The following is a 13,914-nucleotide window of genomic DNA, read 5'->3' as shown; positions in this document are numbered from 1 at the left end:
AGGCCGCCATGTATCGCGTGGAGGACCTGGTCTACGAGCGGCGCGGCACCGGCACGCCTTTGGTGCTGTTGCACGGCATCGGACATCGTTGGCAGGCCTGGAAACCCGTGCTCGACCTGCTGGCCGAGCAGCACGACGTGTGGGCGATCGACCTGCCGGGCTTTGGAAAGTCGGCGCCGCCGGACCCGGACCGGCCGTACAACATGCTCGCGGCGGTCGACACTTTTCTTGAGATCGCTGACCAACTTGGCTTGTCGAAGCCGCATCTGGCCGGCAACTCGCTCGGCGGCGCGCTTGGCCTCGAGGTCGCCTCGCGCGGTTGTGCCGCGTCGATGACCGCGCTATCGCCGGCCGGTTTCTTCGGCCCGGCCGGTCGGGTGTGGGCCATCGGTGTGCTGTCCAACATGCGTCGCTCGGCGATGTCGTCGCGCAGCCGGGACATGCTGGTCGGCAATCCGCGGCTGCGGCTGGCCGGCGCCAGCCTGCTGTACGGCCGTCCGTCCACTTTGGACATCGAAGAGATGCGCGGCGACCTCGAGTCGATGGCGCACGCGCCGGCCTTCGACGCGGTCGCCTCGGCCGGCCGCAACTATCGCTTCGCCGCGCCGCCGCCGACCGTACCGACGACCGTCGCCTGGGGGACTCGTGACCGGATCCTGTGGCCACGACAGGCAAAAGTCGCCGCCCGCGCGCTGCCGGACGCGCGACACGTACCGCTGCCCGGCTGCGGTCACGTGCCGATGCAGGACGACCCCGGCCTGGTCGCGCGTACCATCCTCGCCACCTGCCGCCGCGCCGACCTGGCCGTGCGTACGTAAAAAACAATCGGAATCCGATTGCGTCGTCGGAGGTGCCCTGACCTGCACAAATGCTGTCGGACGTGACAATCGGACACGCGATTCGGTGTCCGAATGCCGCTTTGTTGACCTTCTCCAACGTTGGAGAAGGTCAACAAAGTCTCGATCGGACATCGCCGCGTGTGCGAGAGTGGCGAGGTGGATGTCAACGCGGCGGAGGGGTGGATCCGGGCCATCGCGGCGAGCGTCGGCGAGCAAGCGGACGAGCTGACCCGGCTGGACGCGGCGATCGGCGACGCCGACCACGGCACCAACCTGCGGCGAGGATTCACTGCCGTGCTGGAGATGCTCGACGACCTGGAGCCAAAGGCCGTCGGCGAGGTGTTCAGTGCGATCGGCCGTACGTTGATCAGCAAGGTCGGTGGCGCGTCGGGACCGTTGTACGGCAGTGCGTTCCGCGCCATCGGCGCGGCGCTGCCGGAGCCGTCCGCCGACGACCAGCAGCTGCTCGCCGCACTCCAAGCTGGCCTGGCCGCGATCACCCGGCTTGGCAAGGCTTCGCCAGGCGACAAGACGATCGTCGACGCGTACGCACCGGCCGTCGCCGCCTTCGAACGTGAGCGGTCGTGGTCGGCAGCCGCCGACGCGGCCGAAGAGGGCGCGCGAGCCACGATCTCGCTGCAGGCAAGGAAAGGCCGCGCGTCGTACCTCGGCGAGCGCAGCATCGGCCACCAGGACCCCGGCGCCACCTCGACCGCACTGATCTTCCGCGCACTGGCCACCACCCTCCAACCACCACGAAAGTCACCTTCGTGAGGGGTGCGGGATGGCGGCGAGGAGGTCGCGGGTGTAGGGGTGCTGAGGCTTGTCGATCACCGAGGAGCTGTCGCCGCGTTCGACGATTTTGCCTTTGTGCATGACCATCAGCTCGCTGGTGAACTGTCGCGCGGTCGCCAGGTCGTGGGTGATGTAGAGCACCGCGAGGTTGTTTTCCTCGCGCAGCTGGTCGATCAGCGTCAGTACGCCGAGCCGGATCGTCACGTCCAGCATCGACACCGGTTCGTCAGCAAGCAAAACGCGCGGACGCGCAGCCAGAGCGCGGGCCAGTGAGACGCGTTGGCGCTCGCCGCCGGAGAGTTCATGGGGAAATCGGTTCGCGAGTTTTGCCGCCAGGCGTACGGTTTCCAGCAACCGCTCGACCTCACCGTCCGGTGAGAATCCGTGGTTACGCAACGCGCGGGTCAGGTGATAGCGCACTGTGTGCGCAGGGTTCAACGAGGCAAACGGGTCCTGCAGCACCATCTGCACATCGCCGGTGTAGCGCCGAAAGTCGCGCCGCCGGCGTACGCGCGCGGGCGTGCCGTCCAGCAGGATCTCGCCGGCGGTCGGAGTCTGCAGACCGGCCAGCAACTGCGCGACCGTGCTCTTTCCGCTGCCGCTCTGACCGACCAACGCGGTCATTTTCCCAGGCTGCAACGCGAAACTTACGTCATCGACGGCTCGGAACCGGCCGAAGTCCATGACCAGGCCACGCGCTTCGAGTACGGTCATACGGCGACTCCGAGCGCGCGCAGGGAGTCCAGCAGTTTCCTGGTGTATTCGTGTTTCGGCCGGTGCAGCACGTCGTCGGCGGTCGCGTACTCGACCAGTTCGCCTCGCCGCATGATGGCGATCGTGTCGCAGATCTCCAACAGCAGCGACAGGTCGTGGGTCGTGAAGACGACCGAGAAGTCGTGCCGTTTTCGCAGGTCCAGCAACAAATCCAGGATCTGCCGCTGTACGAGCACGTCGAGCGCCGTGGTCGGCTCGTCGAGGATGACGATCGCTGGATCCAGTGCCAACGCCATCGCGATGCCGACACGTTGTTTCATGCCGCCGGACAGCTCGTGCGGATAACTACGCAGCCGGCCGGCGTCGATCCCGACGTCTTCCAACAGCTGCCCCGCCAGAGCGCGCCGCTTCGGTTTTGGCATCTCCGGCCGATGGCGAGCGATCACGTCGTCAAACTGCGCGCCGACGCTGAGCACCGGATTGAGTGCGTTCATCGAGCTTTGCAACACGATCGACAGCTCGTTCCAGCGAAAACGCGACAACTCCGCCGGACCCATCGTGAGAATGTCCGAGCCACCGGCGAAAACCGCGGATCCGGCGGTGACGCGCGCCGACCGGCCGAGCAGCCTGGCGACCGCGCCGGTCAGCGTCGACTTTCCGCTGCCGCTTTCGCCGGCCAGGCCGAGAAGTTCGCCGCGGTGCAGCGTCAGGCTCACGTTTTTCACGGCGTGTACGGGTCCGTCGGCGGTCAGGTAGTCCACCGACAGGTTACGGATATCCAGCACCGGCGGCGCGTCGAAGCCAGGACCAGGCGCCGGCTCGGAGTCCGGCGGGTCGATCGGTGCCGTTTTGCTGGCGCGTACGGTCCGCAGCCGCGGGTTGGCGTATTCGTCGATGCCGAAGTTGACCAGCGCCAAAGCCGTGCCGATCAAGGCGATGCACAGGCCCGGCGGCAGGAACCACCACCACGCGCCGGCCAGCAGAGCCTGCGCCTGCTGCGCGTAGTAGAGCATCGAGCCCCAGCTGATCGTGGTCAGGCTGCCGAGCCCCAGAAAGGAAAGTCCGGCCTCGGCGAGGATGCCGACCACGATGGTGAAGAGAAAGCTGCTGGCCAGCAACGGAATCTCGTTTGGCAGCACCTCGAAGAAGATGATCCGCGGCAGCGTCTCACCGCTGGCGCGTGCGGCGGTGATGTAGTCGCGGTTGCGGATCGACAGTGTCTGTGCACGGATCGACCGGGCGCCGGAGGCCCAGGCCGTGACGCTGATGATGATCGCCACCGACTCGATGCCCTTCGCCGGCAGATAGCCGGCGATGACGATCAGCAGCGGAAGTGCCGGGATCACCAGGAAAATGCTGGTGACCAACGAAAGTGCTTCGTCGACGACTCCGCGCAGATAGCCGCCGACCAGGCCGACGACCGCCGACACGACGGTCGCGACGACCGACGCGAGCAGGCCGACGGCCAGCGATACGCGGCTGCCGTAGACAAGCTGAGCGAACACGTCCTCCCCGGCCTGGGTCGTGCCCAGCCAGTGCTCAGCCGAAGGAGGCTGCATCGAGTCGGCGCCGGTCGCGGTCGGGTCGATGCCGACGACCAACGGTCCGATGACCGCCAGCAGGACGAAAAACAGCATGATCGCGGCGCCGACAGTGATTTTTCGCGATCGCGGAAGGAATTTCTTCACGTCGCGCCGCCGATCCGGATACGTGGGTCGAGCAGTACGTAGCCGAGGTCGGCGAGCAGGTTGGCGGCCAGTACGGACAGCGAGATGACCAGGAACAGCCCCTGCATCAACGGAAAGTCCTCGTTCTGGACGGCCTGGTAGAGCGTGTAGCCGACACCCGGATACGAGAAGATGACCTCGGTCAGCATCGAGCCACCGACCACGAACCCCAGTGACAGCGCGAAACCGGTGAAGCTCGGTAGGATCGCGTTGCGCGCTGCGTACATCGTCATCACCCGCAGCCGCGACAATCCCTTGGCCTGCGCCAATGTCACATAGTCCTCGCCGAGCGTGGTGATCATCATGTTACGCATCCCGAGCAGCCAGCCGGCGATCGAGCTGACGACGATCGTGATCGCCGGCAGCAGCGCGTGATAGGCCACGTTTCCGAGAAACTCACCGCTGAGACTCGGCGCGAGCTCGGTGTCGTACGCGCCGCTGATCGGCAGCCAGCCAAGCAGGACACCGAAAACGAAAACCAGCAGCAGCGCCATCCAGAAATACGGGATGGAGTGGAGAAAAGTCGTCGACGGCACGAGCAGGTCGGTCCAGCCGCCGCGCCGCCATGCGGCGACGATGCCGGCGGAGGTGCCCAGGACGAAGCTGATGACCGTGCAGACGCCGATCAGGCCGAGCGTCCACGGCAGCGTGGTGGCGATGACGTCGGAGACCGCGGTCGGATAGAAGCTGATCGACCGGCCGAGGTCGCCGCGGAACAGGTGGCCGAGATAGTCGACGTATTGCGTGAAAAGGTCGGCATCGCTCAGGCCGAAGGCCTCGCGCAGCGAGGCGATGGCGGCCGGGTCCACGTTGCCTTTGAGCCGGTCGACCAGCAGATCGACCGGATCGCCGGGCATCAGCCGGGGAATCAGGAAGTTGATCGTGATGGCGGCCCAGGCGATCACCAGATAGAGCCCGAGCCGCCGCGCGACGAACCTCATCCGGCCGGCTTCAGATGGGTGAGGACGAGCAGGTTGTCCGGATACTGGTACGGCGCCGGCAACGCGTACGGATCCTGCGCCGACGGCCAGCCGGTGAACTTGGTGGTCCGGGTCTGCGACCAGTTGGCGCTGCCAAGCAACGGAATCACCGGCAGCTGCTCGACCATCACCTTCTCCAGGCCGAAAACGGCCGCCCTCAGCTGCGCTTTGTCGTCGGTGCGCTCGAAAGTGCCGAGGAAGTTGTCGGTCGCCGGGTCCGACCAGCGCGAGTAGTTGGACAGCGCCTGCTGGCCGACCGGAGCGGTGAGCTTGCTGGACAGGAACGCGCGATACAGGTCATACGGTGTGGAGCCGCCGACCGAGCCGGCGATCGCCATGTCGTAGTTTCCGGTCTTCAGCGCGGCTTTCCACGCCTGCGTCGACTTGCCCTGCGGGTCGATCTCGATGCCGATCGCCTTGAGCTGGCTCTGGATCAGCCGCGCCATGGTGACCCAGTCGCTGAATCCGCTCGGCACCAGGATTGTGAAGGCCATCCGTTTTCCGCCGGGGCCGATGCGGATGCCGTCGGAGCCTTTCCGGAAACCGGCCTGGTCGAGGGCCGCGTTGGCGGCCGCGGCGTCGGTGCTGAACCGCAGGTCTTTGTATTGCGGGTCAAGGAAGGAGTCGTACGCTGGACGGACCAGGCCGGTCGGTGAGGCCGGCTGCTCATAGCCGAGCACGGCCACCTTGGACAGCGCCGCGCGGTCGATGGCGCCGCTGATCGCCCTGCGTACGGCCAGATTGTCCAGCGGTGCGCGCTTGAGGTTGGACACCAGGTTGACCAGGCCGTCGGCCGGATACCAGTACTTGTTGTGCACCTTGTCCTTGTCGACGAAGATCCGGTCGACGTGCGCGACGAAGCCGCCGGCCCAGTCCAGCCGACCCTGGCCGAGCAGGCTGGTGAAGCTGTTCGCGGACACCGCCGGATACTGGATGCGCTGGACCTTGATCTTGTCCTTCTGCCAGTATTTCGGGTTGGCCTTGAAGGTGTAGACCTGGGTCGAGAAAGTGTCCAATGTGTACGGTCCGGTGCCGACCGGGTTGGGATCGGCGAAGGTCAGCGGGTTCTTGCCGGCATAGACATGCTCCGGCACCGGCGTGATGCCGCCGATCTTGACCGCCTGCGCGTACGCCGGCTGCGGAAAGCTCAGCACCACCGTCTTCGGATCCGGCGCTGTCGCCGAGGTGGTGGCGATGTTGGAGATGTTCAGCGCCGGGTTTTTCCGCAGCATATCGAAGGTGAAGGCGACATCCTTGCTGGAGAACGGTTTTCCGTCCGACCACCGCACGCCCTCGCGGATGCCGAGGGTCAGTTCGCGGCCGCCGTCCGACCATTGCTGCGAGGTGGCCAGCCACGGAATGCCCTGGCCCGGTCGCATCGGCGTGTACGCGATCAACGGCTCGTAGATCAGGCCTTGCGCGCCTTTGTTGACAGAGGTGGAAAACGGGTTGAACAGCCGCTGGTAGCTGGCCGCCGAGTCGGCCATCACCACCAGCGTGTCCTTCGTGCCGGACCCCTGCCCGCCACCGCACGCGGTCAACGAAGTCGCGGCGATGACCGCGGCGCAGACGGCGGCTGCCTTCGATCGCATGGACTCTCCTTACAACACGTGGCGCATGAGCTGGAACCGCCTGGTGACCGCGAAACCGGCCTGTTTGTAGAGCCGCCCGGCCGGGCTTTCCTCGCCGGTCCACAGAAACCAGGCCGAGTGCAGGCCTTCTGCGCGCATCGCGGTCAGCGTCTGGTGCAGCAGGATCTTCCCCAGTCCGGTGCCGCGCAGGTCGCCGGCGACGCCGAACGGTCCGAACCGGTCCGGGATCCCGCGATAGGCCGCGTGCATCGCGAAACCGACGATCTCCTCCCGCCGCCAGGCGAGGTGAATGCGCCGCAGACCAAAGCCGAGGTCGCCGCGCAGCAGCGACGCACGGATCGCTTCGGCCCAGTCAGGTGCGAAACCCCGACCGGCAAAGGCCAGCAGGTCGGGGATGTCGCCGGCTTCCGGATGACCAAAGCGAAAACCCTCGGCCGTGCGGATACGCCGCAGATCGGCGACCTCGTCCGGCATGACATAGCCGACCAGTGACCGGTCCATCGCGACCGGTGCGCCGCGTACGGCGAAACCAGCCGCCCGCAGGAATGCGAGGCCGGCCGGATACGCCTCGGCGTCCAGGCCCGGCACGAAGTAGTTTGGTGTGTAGCAACCGAAGTCGACGGTCGTCCGGCCAGCCGCGTGCAGGAAGTCGAGGGCCTTCCGCAGCAGTGCGCGGCCGACACCACTGCGTTGCGCCTGTGGCACAACGAAAACGAACGGGATCCAGCCCAGCTCTGGCTGCAGATCGGTGCCGCTGGCCGGCGTCAGCCGCCGTACGGCGTAGGCGCAGCCGAGGAGCTCGCCGTCCGCCTCGGCCACGCACAGGCCGGCCGGATCGAAGTTTTCGTCCAGCAGCACGTACTCGACGAACCACTCGCGGTCGACCGGATCCGGCCGGAGACTCTCGTTCCAGGCCGCCACGATGGTGTCCACATCGGACGATCGAAACGACCGGTAACAGATTTCCGCCATTCTCCGCCTTCCGGACGTCGGATGTCCGTGTGGCGAGATTACGGATGCGTCATTACTGATGTCAACGATTTACGTAAAGAGGTGCGTAAGTCGTCGCCGAACATGGTTCGTAAATCTCAGAACTTCTCGACCAGCCGTCGGTGACCGTCCGCGGATGCCACCGCACAGGCGAAATCCGTGCCGGCCAGGCAGCCGCGCATTCGCAGCTGAGCGGCATAGTAATCGTTGTAACGAAAGCCGTACGTCTCACCGCGCGCGAATGCCTGACCCTCCATGGCGGCGGCCCACCTCTGCTTGGCCTCCGGGCTCACCAGCCGGTATTCGGTCGGTGCGAACCCCTCCGCGTCCTCCCAGTTTTCCGCGTAGAGCAGCGATCCGACCGGATGCCGCGGCTGCTCGCGTTCGACGCCGGGCAGGCCGGCCAGAAAGCGAGCCCGCTCGGCGATCCGCGACGCGTTCTCGTGGTCGGAATGGATCGAGCGCGGCCAGTGCGCGATCACCACGTCGGCGCGCACGTCCCTGATCACGTCGGCGACACGCAGGCAGATCTCGTCGTCGAGACCGAGAAACCCGTCCGACTGGTCGTCGAAGACCTGGAAGTCGGCGCCAATCGCGGCCGCGAACCGGCGGCCTTCGAAAATCTTCTGGATCTTGTAGTCGGCCGGCGACATCTTCGGATGTCCGCGTTCGCCTGGCGTCAGCGCGAGCAGCACGGCACGACCACCGTCGAGCACGTGCTGCGCGAGCATCGGCCCGGCCGCCAGATCCATGTCGCCGATATGCGCGCCGACCGCGAGCACCGTGCGGCTCAACTATTCCTCCGGATACAGCAGAAACGACTCGGCCCATCGCGGCGAGTCGACCGTCCCGACCAGCTCGTCGACCGATGCCGCCGACTCACGCAGGATAGGACTTCCCCACAGCAGGTCGATCATGTGCCGGCGGCCGGATGCGGCCGGCCGCCAGCCGAAGTCGTCCGGATAGCGCTCGCGGATCTCGGCGATCATCGCGACCGCCGTACGCACCGGCCGGAACGCCTGCCGGTCGGTGACGTGCAGTTGTACGCCGGAAATCGCCTCTCCGGCGTGTTTCCCGAATGTTGGGACAAACGACAGGGCACGAAACCGTACGCCCGGCAACTCCAGGGCGTTGAGCGCCGGCGCCAGACCGGCGTCGACGTACGGAGCGCCGACGATCTCGAACGGCCGCGTGGTGCCGCGTCCCTCGGACAGGTTGGTGCCTTCGAACAGGCCGGTCCCCGGATAGACCAGCGCCGTGTCCGGCGTCGGCATGTTCGGCGACGGAAAGACCCACGGCTGTCCACTGTGGACAGTGCCGCGGCGCCAGCCGGTCATCTCGACGACGGTGAGATCCACGTCCGGGATCGGGAACGTCCGTGCCAGTTCGCCATAGGTGAGTCCGTGCCGGATCGGGATCGCCGTACGGCCGACGAAACTCTCCCAACCCGGCTGGAGAAACGGTCCCTCGGCAAGCAATCCGCCGATCGGATTGGGGCGATCGAGCACGGCGACAGCGATCCCGACGCGAGCGGCGGCGGCCATAAGGTCGTGCAGCGTCCACACGTAGGTGTAGAACCGTGCGCCGATGTCCTGCAGGTCGACGGCCAGCGTGCGTACGCCGGACGCGGCCAGCATCGCCTCGAGTGCCTCGCCTTTGTGTTTGTACGTGTCGAAAACCGGCAGTCCGGTGACCGGATCGCGGTCGGCGTCCTCGCTGTCTCCGGCTTGCGCGGTGCCACCGATGCCATGCTCCGGACCGAAAAGCGCGGTCAGTGGTACGCCTGCGCGCAAAGCGGCGACCGCACCTGGTGTCAGGTCTGGCAAAACGCCGGTGTGGTTGGTGACCAGGCCGACCGGACCAGCCAGCAGGTCCGGCTGAGCACACAGCCGCTCGATGCCGGTCCGTACGCTCACGGCAGGTCGACCGGCAGCCGGCCACCGGCGGTGGCGTGGCCGGTCAGGACCCATCCCAGTGCCTCGATCGCCAGCGCGTCGTCGCCATAGCTGAGGACCCAGCTCCGCGCGCGCGAGGCGAGACCGGCGTCGTACGGCTCGCGGATGGCGACGCCGACGAACGGCACGTTTATCGCGTCCAGCAACGCTTTCTGGCCCGGCCACCGCCACGCCGACCGGGTGACGACGACGGCGCGGTCGCAGCCGCTCGCGGCTTGCGCAGCGGCGGTAACGGTTTCCGCGTCTGGATCGCTGCCGGTGTCGACCGTCTTGGTCGCGCCGAGTGCGCCCGACAACGCGTCGGCACCGGTGCCGAGACAGCCGACCAGTGCGACGGATCCGTTGAGTGGCTGGAAATCTCCGACGGTCGTGACACCGGCGAGCGCGAGTCGCAGCGCGCCGCCGGGATGCGTCGGACTGTCGACCTCGTAATGCAGGCCGTCGAAGAGTCCGAGTTTTCGTTTGAGAGTCAGCACACGCCGTACGGACTCGTCGAGCCGTTCCATCGACACGCGGCCGGACTCCACCGCCTCGATGACCGCCGCCACGGCGACCTCCAGATCGGCCGGCATCAGCAGCTGGTCGGCGCCGGCGAGCAACGCTCGTACGGCCGCCTCCGCGTCGCCGTGGCGCTCGCGAGCACCGGCCATGTCCAGCGCGTCGGTGACGACGATGCCGTCGAAACCGAGCTCTTTTCGCAGCAGGCCACCGAGAATCGCCGGTGACATGGTGGCCGGTTCGCCGGACGGGTCCAGCGCCGGCATGGCCAGGTGAGCGGTCATCACCGCCTCGACGCCGGCGGCGATCGCGGCCCGGAACGGCGGTGCGTCGACCTCGCGCCAGCGGTCGTGGTCGTGCGAGACGACCGGCAGGCCGACGTGGCTGTCCGCGGAAGTGTCGCCGTGGCCGGGAAAATGCTTCACCGTCGCGGCGACACCGGACTCCTGGTAGCCCTGCACCTGCGCGGTCACATACGCGGCCACCGCCTGCGGGTCGGAGCCGAAGGACCGTACGCCGATGACCGGGTTGGCCGGATCGACGTTGACGTCCGCGACCGGCGCGTAGTTCTGGTTGATTCCCAGGGAACGCAGCGCCGAGGCGATGATCCGCGCCGCCTCTCGCGCCGCGCCGGTGTCACCGGTCGCGGCCAGCGCCATCGCACCGGGCACCGCCAGCTCCGGCACGCGAAGCCGCGCGACCGTGCCGCCTTCCTGGTCGGTCGCGACCAGGAGCGGCACGTCGGCGGCGTGCTGGACGGCGCGGGTCAGCTCGGCGACCGTGTCGAGGTCGTCGCCGCCGGCCCGCGAGGGGAAATAGCAGACGCCGCCGAGGCCGTACCGCTCGACCAACTCGCAGGTCGCGGCCACCGTGTCGACGTGCACCGCGCCGCTGCGCTGGTCAGGCGGCAACCGGAGCGCGGTCGGCGAGTGCCGGCCAACTGGCGCCACGAAAAGCTGTCCGACCTTCTGCGCCACCGTCATGGAATCCATTGATAGGACCTTATCGAAGCGGAGTCATTGTCCCCTTCGTTATGGTGGGTTGATGGCGGGTACGGTCGAGCGCAAAACCGGTGGCCGGGTGGATGGTCGCCGGTCCCGCTGGGACAACCACCGGGCTCAGCGGCGCGCCGAGTTCGTCGAGGTGGCGACCTCAGCGGTCGAGGAGTTCGGTCCGGACGCGTCGACGGCGCAGATCGCCGACCTCGCCGGAGTGGCGCGGCCGATCCTCTATCGGCACTTCAAGGACAAGCAGGACCTGCACCGCGCGATCTCCGAGCGGGCCGTACGCATGCTGGTCGAGCAGCTGACCGCGCGGTTGTCCGAGGTCGGGTCGGCCCGCGAGCTGGTCAGCCAGACCGTGGACACCTACCTGCAGTTCCTGGAAAAACACCCGCATCTGTATCGTTTCGTCGTGCAGTACGCGGCGTTCACCAGGACCGGCGCGGACGTCGTCGACAACATGAAGAGTGCGCTCGCCACCCACATCGCGACGATGTTCCACCGCTTCCTGCGGCACGAAGGCACCGACGACGAGCTGGTCGACGCGATGGCCTTCGGGGTGGTCGGCTTCGTCGAGTCGGTCGGCAACTGGTGGCTGGAGCACCGGACGATGGACCGGCAGGGCATCGCCGACCTGATCAACGGCAGCATCCTGCGCAGCATCGGCGGCGCCCTGCGCGACCGCGGGCTCGAGCTTGATCCGGACGAGCCGCTTCCCTGGTTGCAGGAGTGACCGGACCGACCGGCCGGGTCCCGATCTCGCCGGTTCCCGGCTACAGCAACCTTCGGGTGCTGGCCCGCGGGGGATACGCGACGGTCTACGTCGCCACCCAGACCTCGATCGGCCGTGAGGTCGCGCTGAAGATCGACACGCGGTCGGTCGACGACGAGCGCGACCGGCGGCGGTTCCTCCGCGAGGCGCAGGCGGCCGGCCGGCTGTCCGCGCATCCGCACATCGTGCCGGTGTACGACGCCGGCGTGACCGGCGACCACCACCCGTACTTGGTCATGGAGCTGTGCACCGGCGGTTCCTTCGCCGCGTTGCTGAAGCGCCAGGGGCCGCTGGAGGAGCGGCGCGTACGTGATGTCGGTGTCAAGATCGCGCGCGCCCTGTCGGCCGCACACAGCGCCGGCATCCTGCACCGCGACGTGAAACCGGGCAACATCCTGATCCGCGCGTTCGGCGAGCCGGGACTGGCCGACTTCGGGTTGGCGTCGATGCTGCACTCGCAGCGCTACACGTCGTTGGCACTCGACGCGCTGACCCCGGCGTACTCGGCGCCGGAGGTCTTCAAGGCCGACCGGCATCCGACCGCGGCCGCCGATGTCTACTCGCTCGGCGCGACGCTTTACGCGCTGCTGACCGGCCGCCCGCCGCGGTGGCCGGCCACCGGAACGCCGTCGTTGGCCACCGTCGTGATGCTGCAGGACCGGCCGATCCCCGACATCGACGGTGTCGCGGTGGAGTTCGTGGACGTGCTGCGGCACGCGATGGCCAGCCACGTCGACGACCGGTACGAGAGCGCCGAAGAGCTCCGCTATGCGCTGGAGTCGCTGTCGCTGCCGCCGCCGGGGTCGACGACGTCGTTGCACAAGACCTCGCCGCCGTCGGCGCATCCGCCGTCGCCGGTCGCGAGTCCGGCGGTGGTGAGCGGACCGCCGAGCGCGCCACCGTCACCCTCGCCCTCGCCGGTTCAGGTGCCGCAGACGGCTCCGACCGGCCGCATTCCGGTGCCTGGTCCGCTGGTACGCGCGCCGGGTTATCCACAGCCGCCGCAGCAGGTGCGTCCGCCGCAGTTCCGTACGCCGGGACCGTATCCGCCACAAGGCCCGCCACGCGTTCCTCCGGTGCCGCCTGGTCCGCCGCACCGGCCGGTGTCCGCCGGTGGCCGGCCCGGCGGCTATCCGGCGCCGCCGCCTCCGGTCGGCCCGCCGTCCCAGCCGTACTCGGTGACCGCGCATCCGGCGCCGCCGCCGCCGGCGCAGAGCGAGTCGTTCCTGGACAGGTTCAGCAACGGCCAGCTGATCCTGATCACCGCCGGCATCGTGGTCGCCGCCGGCATCATCGTCGGCGCGATCGTCACGGCCGTACTCATCGTCAACAACTGACCTGGCGTCCTCCGCATCCGGTTGCCCGGAACTGGACCGCTAGCGAGCGCGGCGGGCCAGCCGCTCGTGGTCGAGCAGCACGACGCTCTTGCCCTCCAGCCGCAGCCAGCCGCGGGAGGCGAAGTCGGCGAGCGCCTTGTTGACAGTCTCGCGGGACGCGCCGACCAGCTGCGCCAGCTCCTCCTGCGTGAGGTCGTGCGTGACGCGCAGCGTGTTGCCTTCGCGCGAGCCGAACCGCGCGGCCATCTGCAGCAGGTTCTTGGCGACCCGGCCGGGCACGTCGGTGAAGATCAGGTCGGCCAGCGCGTCGTTCGTACGCCGCAGCCGGCGGGCCAGTACGCGCAGCAGCTGCTCGGCGATCTCCGGCCGATTGGTGATCCACGGCCGCAACGCCTGCTGGCGCAGCCGCGCGATGCGCGCGTCGGTCACCGCGACCGCCGTACCGGTGCGCGGGCCCGGGTCGAACAGGGACAGCTCGCCGAACATGTCGCTCGGACCGAACACGGCGATCATGTTCTCCCGGCCGTCGGCGGCCCGGCGGCCGACCTTGACCTTGCCGGACTCCACGATGTAGAGACTGTCGCCGGGGTCCCCCTCGGAGAAGATGACCTGGCCGCGTGGCGCGTCGAGATGCTCCAGCTGAGCTGCCAGCGCCTCGGCCGCTTCCGGGTCAACCCCCTGGAACAGACCCGCCCGCGCGAGCACTTCCTCCAT

13 protein-coding genes are annotated in these 13,914 nt (G+C 67.9%); 4 read left to right on the top strand and 9 right to left on the bottom strand.

Annotated features, from left to right (window positions below; genetic code table 11):
• Window positions 1-8: 8 nt before the first annotated feature.
• The gene (locus tag GNX95_RS36120) at window positions 9-818 is read left to right on the top strand and encodes an alpha/beta fold hydrolase (RefSeq protein WP_163512298.1); all 810 of its coding nucleotides are present in this window, start codon (window positions 9-11) and stop codon (window positions 816-818) included.
• 177 nt (window positions 819-995) lie between these two features.
• Window positions 996-1,613: a dihydroxyacetone kinase subunit DhaL gene (gene dhaL, locus GNX95_RS36115; protein WP_163512297.1), complete on the top strand. Its 618-nt coding sequence runs from the start codon at window positions 996-998 to the stop codon at window positions 1,611-1,613.
• On the opposite strand, the gene GNX95_RS36110 is transcribed toward dhaL, so the two are convergent.
• The 8 genes from GNX95_RS36110 to GNX95_RS36075 all read right to left on the bottom strand — a co-directional run bounded on the left by GNX95_RS36110 (window position 1,602) and on the right by GNX95_RS36075 (window position 11,082).
• The gene (locus tag GNX95_RS36110) at window positions 1,602-2,348 is read right to left on the bottom strand and encodes an ABC transporter ATP-binding protein (RefSeq protein ID WP_163512296.1); all 747 of its coding nucleotides are present in this window, start codon (window positions 2,346-2,348) and stop codon (window positions 1,602-1,604) included. The two genes, dhaL and GNX95_RS36110, sit on opposite strands and share 12 nt — an antisense overlap.
• Window positions 2,345-4,036, bottom strand: coding sequence for a dipeptide/oligopeptide/nickel ABC transporter permease/ATP-binding protein (locus GNX95_RS36105; protein WP_222854213.1), 1,692 nt, complete (start codon window positions 4,034-4,036; stop codon window positions 2,345-2,347). Before GNX95_RS36105 ends, GNX95_RS36110 begins: the two co-directional genes overlap by 4 nt.
• Window positions 4,033-5,016 (bottom strand): ABC transporter permease, encoded by a 984-nt coding sequence (locus tag GNX95_RS36100; protein WP_163512295.1) that lies wholly within the window; start codon window positions 5,014-5,016, stop codon window positions 4,033-4,035. The genes GNX95_RS36105 and GNX95_RS36100 overlap by 4 nt, the downstream gene beginning before the upstream one ends.
• On the bottom strand, window positions 5,013-6,647 hold the full coding sequence (locus GNX95_RS36095) for an ABC transporter substrate-binding protein (protein ID WP_163512294.1): 1,635 nt from the start codon (window positions 6,645-6,647) through the stop codon (window positions 5,013-5,015). The genes GNX95_RS36100 and GNX95_RS36095 overlap by 4 nt, the downstream gene beginning before the upstream one ends.
• Before the next feature lie 9 nt (window positions 6,648-6,656).
• Window positions 6,657-7,580 (bottom strand): GNAT family N-acetyltransferase, encoded by a 924-nt coding sequence (locus GNX95_RS36090; RefSeq protein ID WP_222854212.1) that lies wholly within the window; start codon window positions 7,578-7,580, stop codon window positions 6,657-6,659.
• Window positions 7,581-7,735: 155 nt separating this feature from the next.
• Window positions 7,736-8,431 (bottom strand): PIG-L deacetylase family protein, encoded by a 696-nt coding sequence (locus GNX95_RS36085; RefSeq protein WP_163512292.1) that lies wholly within the window; start codon window positions 8,429-8,431, stop codon window positions 7,736-7,738.
• Window positions 8,432-9,553 carry an exo-beta-N-acetylmuramidase NamZ family protein gene (locus tag GNX95_RS36080; RefSeq protein WP_222854211.1) on the bottom strand — a complete coding sequence of 374 codons (1,122 nt, stop codon included), beginning with the start codon at window positions 9,551-9,553 and terminating at the stop codon, window positions 8,432-8,434. It lies immediately after the preceding gene.
• Window positions 9,550-11,082, bottom strand: a complete 1,533-nt coding sequence (locus tag GNX95_RS36075; RefSeq protein ID WP_163512290.1) for a glycoside hydrolase family 3 protein — start codon at window positions 11,080-11,082, stop codon at window positions 9,550-9,552. The genes GNX95_RS36080 and GNX95_RS36075 overlap by 4 nt, the downstream gene beginning before the upstream one ends.
• A gap of 52 nt (window positions 11,083-11,134) precedes the next feature.
• Here GNX95_RS36075 and GNX95_RS36070 point away from each other — a divergent pair, with 52 nt between their 5' ends.
• On the top strand, window positions 11,135-11,824 hold the full coding sequence (locus tag GNX95_RS36070; protein WP_163512289.1) for a TetR/AcrR family transcriptional regulator: 690 nt from the start codon (window positions 11,135-11,137) through the stop codon (window positions 11,822-11,824).
• Window positions 11,821-13,200 carry a serine/threonine-protein kinase gene (locus GNX95_RS36065; protein ID WP_163512288.1) on the top strand — a complete coding sequence of 460 codons (1,380 nt, stop codon included), beginning with the start codon at window positions 11,821-11,823 and terminating at the stop codon, window positions 13,198-13,200. Before GNX95_RS36070 ends, GNX95_RS36065 begins: the two co-directional genes overlap by 4 nt.
• Before the next feature lie 39 nt (window positions 13,201-13,239).
• Here the strand turns inward: GNX95_RS36065 and GNX95_RS36060 are convergent, their stop codons facing one another.
• A complete protein-coding gene (locus tag GNX95_RS36060; RefSeq protein ID WP_163512287.1) occupies window positions 13,240-13,914 on the bottom strand; it encodes a Crp/Fnr family transcriptional regulator in 675 nt (224 codons plus the stop codon).

The organism is Fodinicola acaciae, from assembly GCF_010993745.1.
GTDB classification, from domain to species: Bacteria; Actinomycetota; Actinomycetes; order Mycobacteriales; family HKI-0501; genus Fodinicola; species Fodinicola acaciae.
Note: the sequence above shows the minus strand (reverse complement) of the source record. Positions and strands in the feature narration are given on the sequence as shown.

What these genes read in the sequence shown, in the direction of transcription:
- GNX95_RS36120 (WP_163512298.1), top strand. Translation starts at nt 9, where the DNA reads ATGTATCGCGTGGAGGACCTGGTCTACGAGCGGCGCGGCACCGGCACG.
- GNX95_RS36095 (WP_163512294.1), bottom strand. Translation starts at nt 6,647, where the DNA reads ATGCGATCGAAGGCAGCCGCCGTCTGCGCCGCGGTCATCGCCGCGACT.
- GNX95_RS36060 (WP_163512287.1), bottom strand. Translation starts at nt 13,914, where the DNA reads ATGGAGGAAGTGCTCGCGCGGGCGGGTCTGTTCCAGGGGGTTGACCCG.
- GNX95_RS36070 (WP_163512289.1), top strand. Translation starts at nt 11,135, where the DNA reads ATGGCGGGTACGGTCGAGCGCAAAACCGGTGGCCGGGTGGATGGTCGC.
- GNX95_RS36100 (WP_163512295.1), bottom strand. Translation starts at nt 5,016, where the DNA reads ATGAGGTTCGTCGCGCGGCGGCTCGGGCTCTATCTGGTGATCGCCTGG.
- GNX95_RS36110 (WP_163512296.1), bottom strand. Translation starts at nt 2,348, where the DNA reads ATGACCGTACTCGAAGCGCGTGGCCTGGTCATGGACTTCGGCCGGTTC.
- GNX95_RS36075 (WP_163512290.1), bottom strand. Translation starts at nt 11,082, where the DNA reads ATGGATTCCATGACGGTGGCGCAGAAGGTCGGACAGCTTTTCGTGGCG.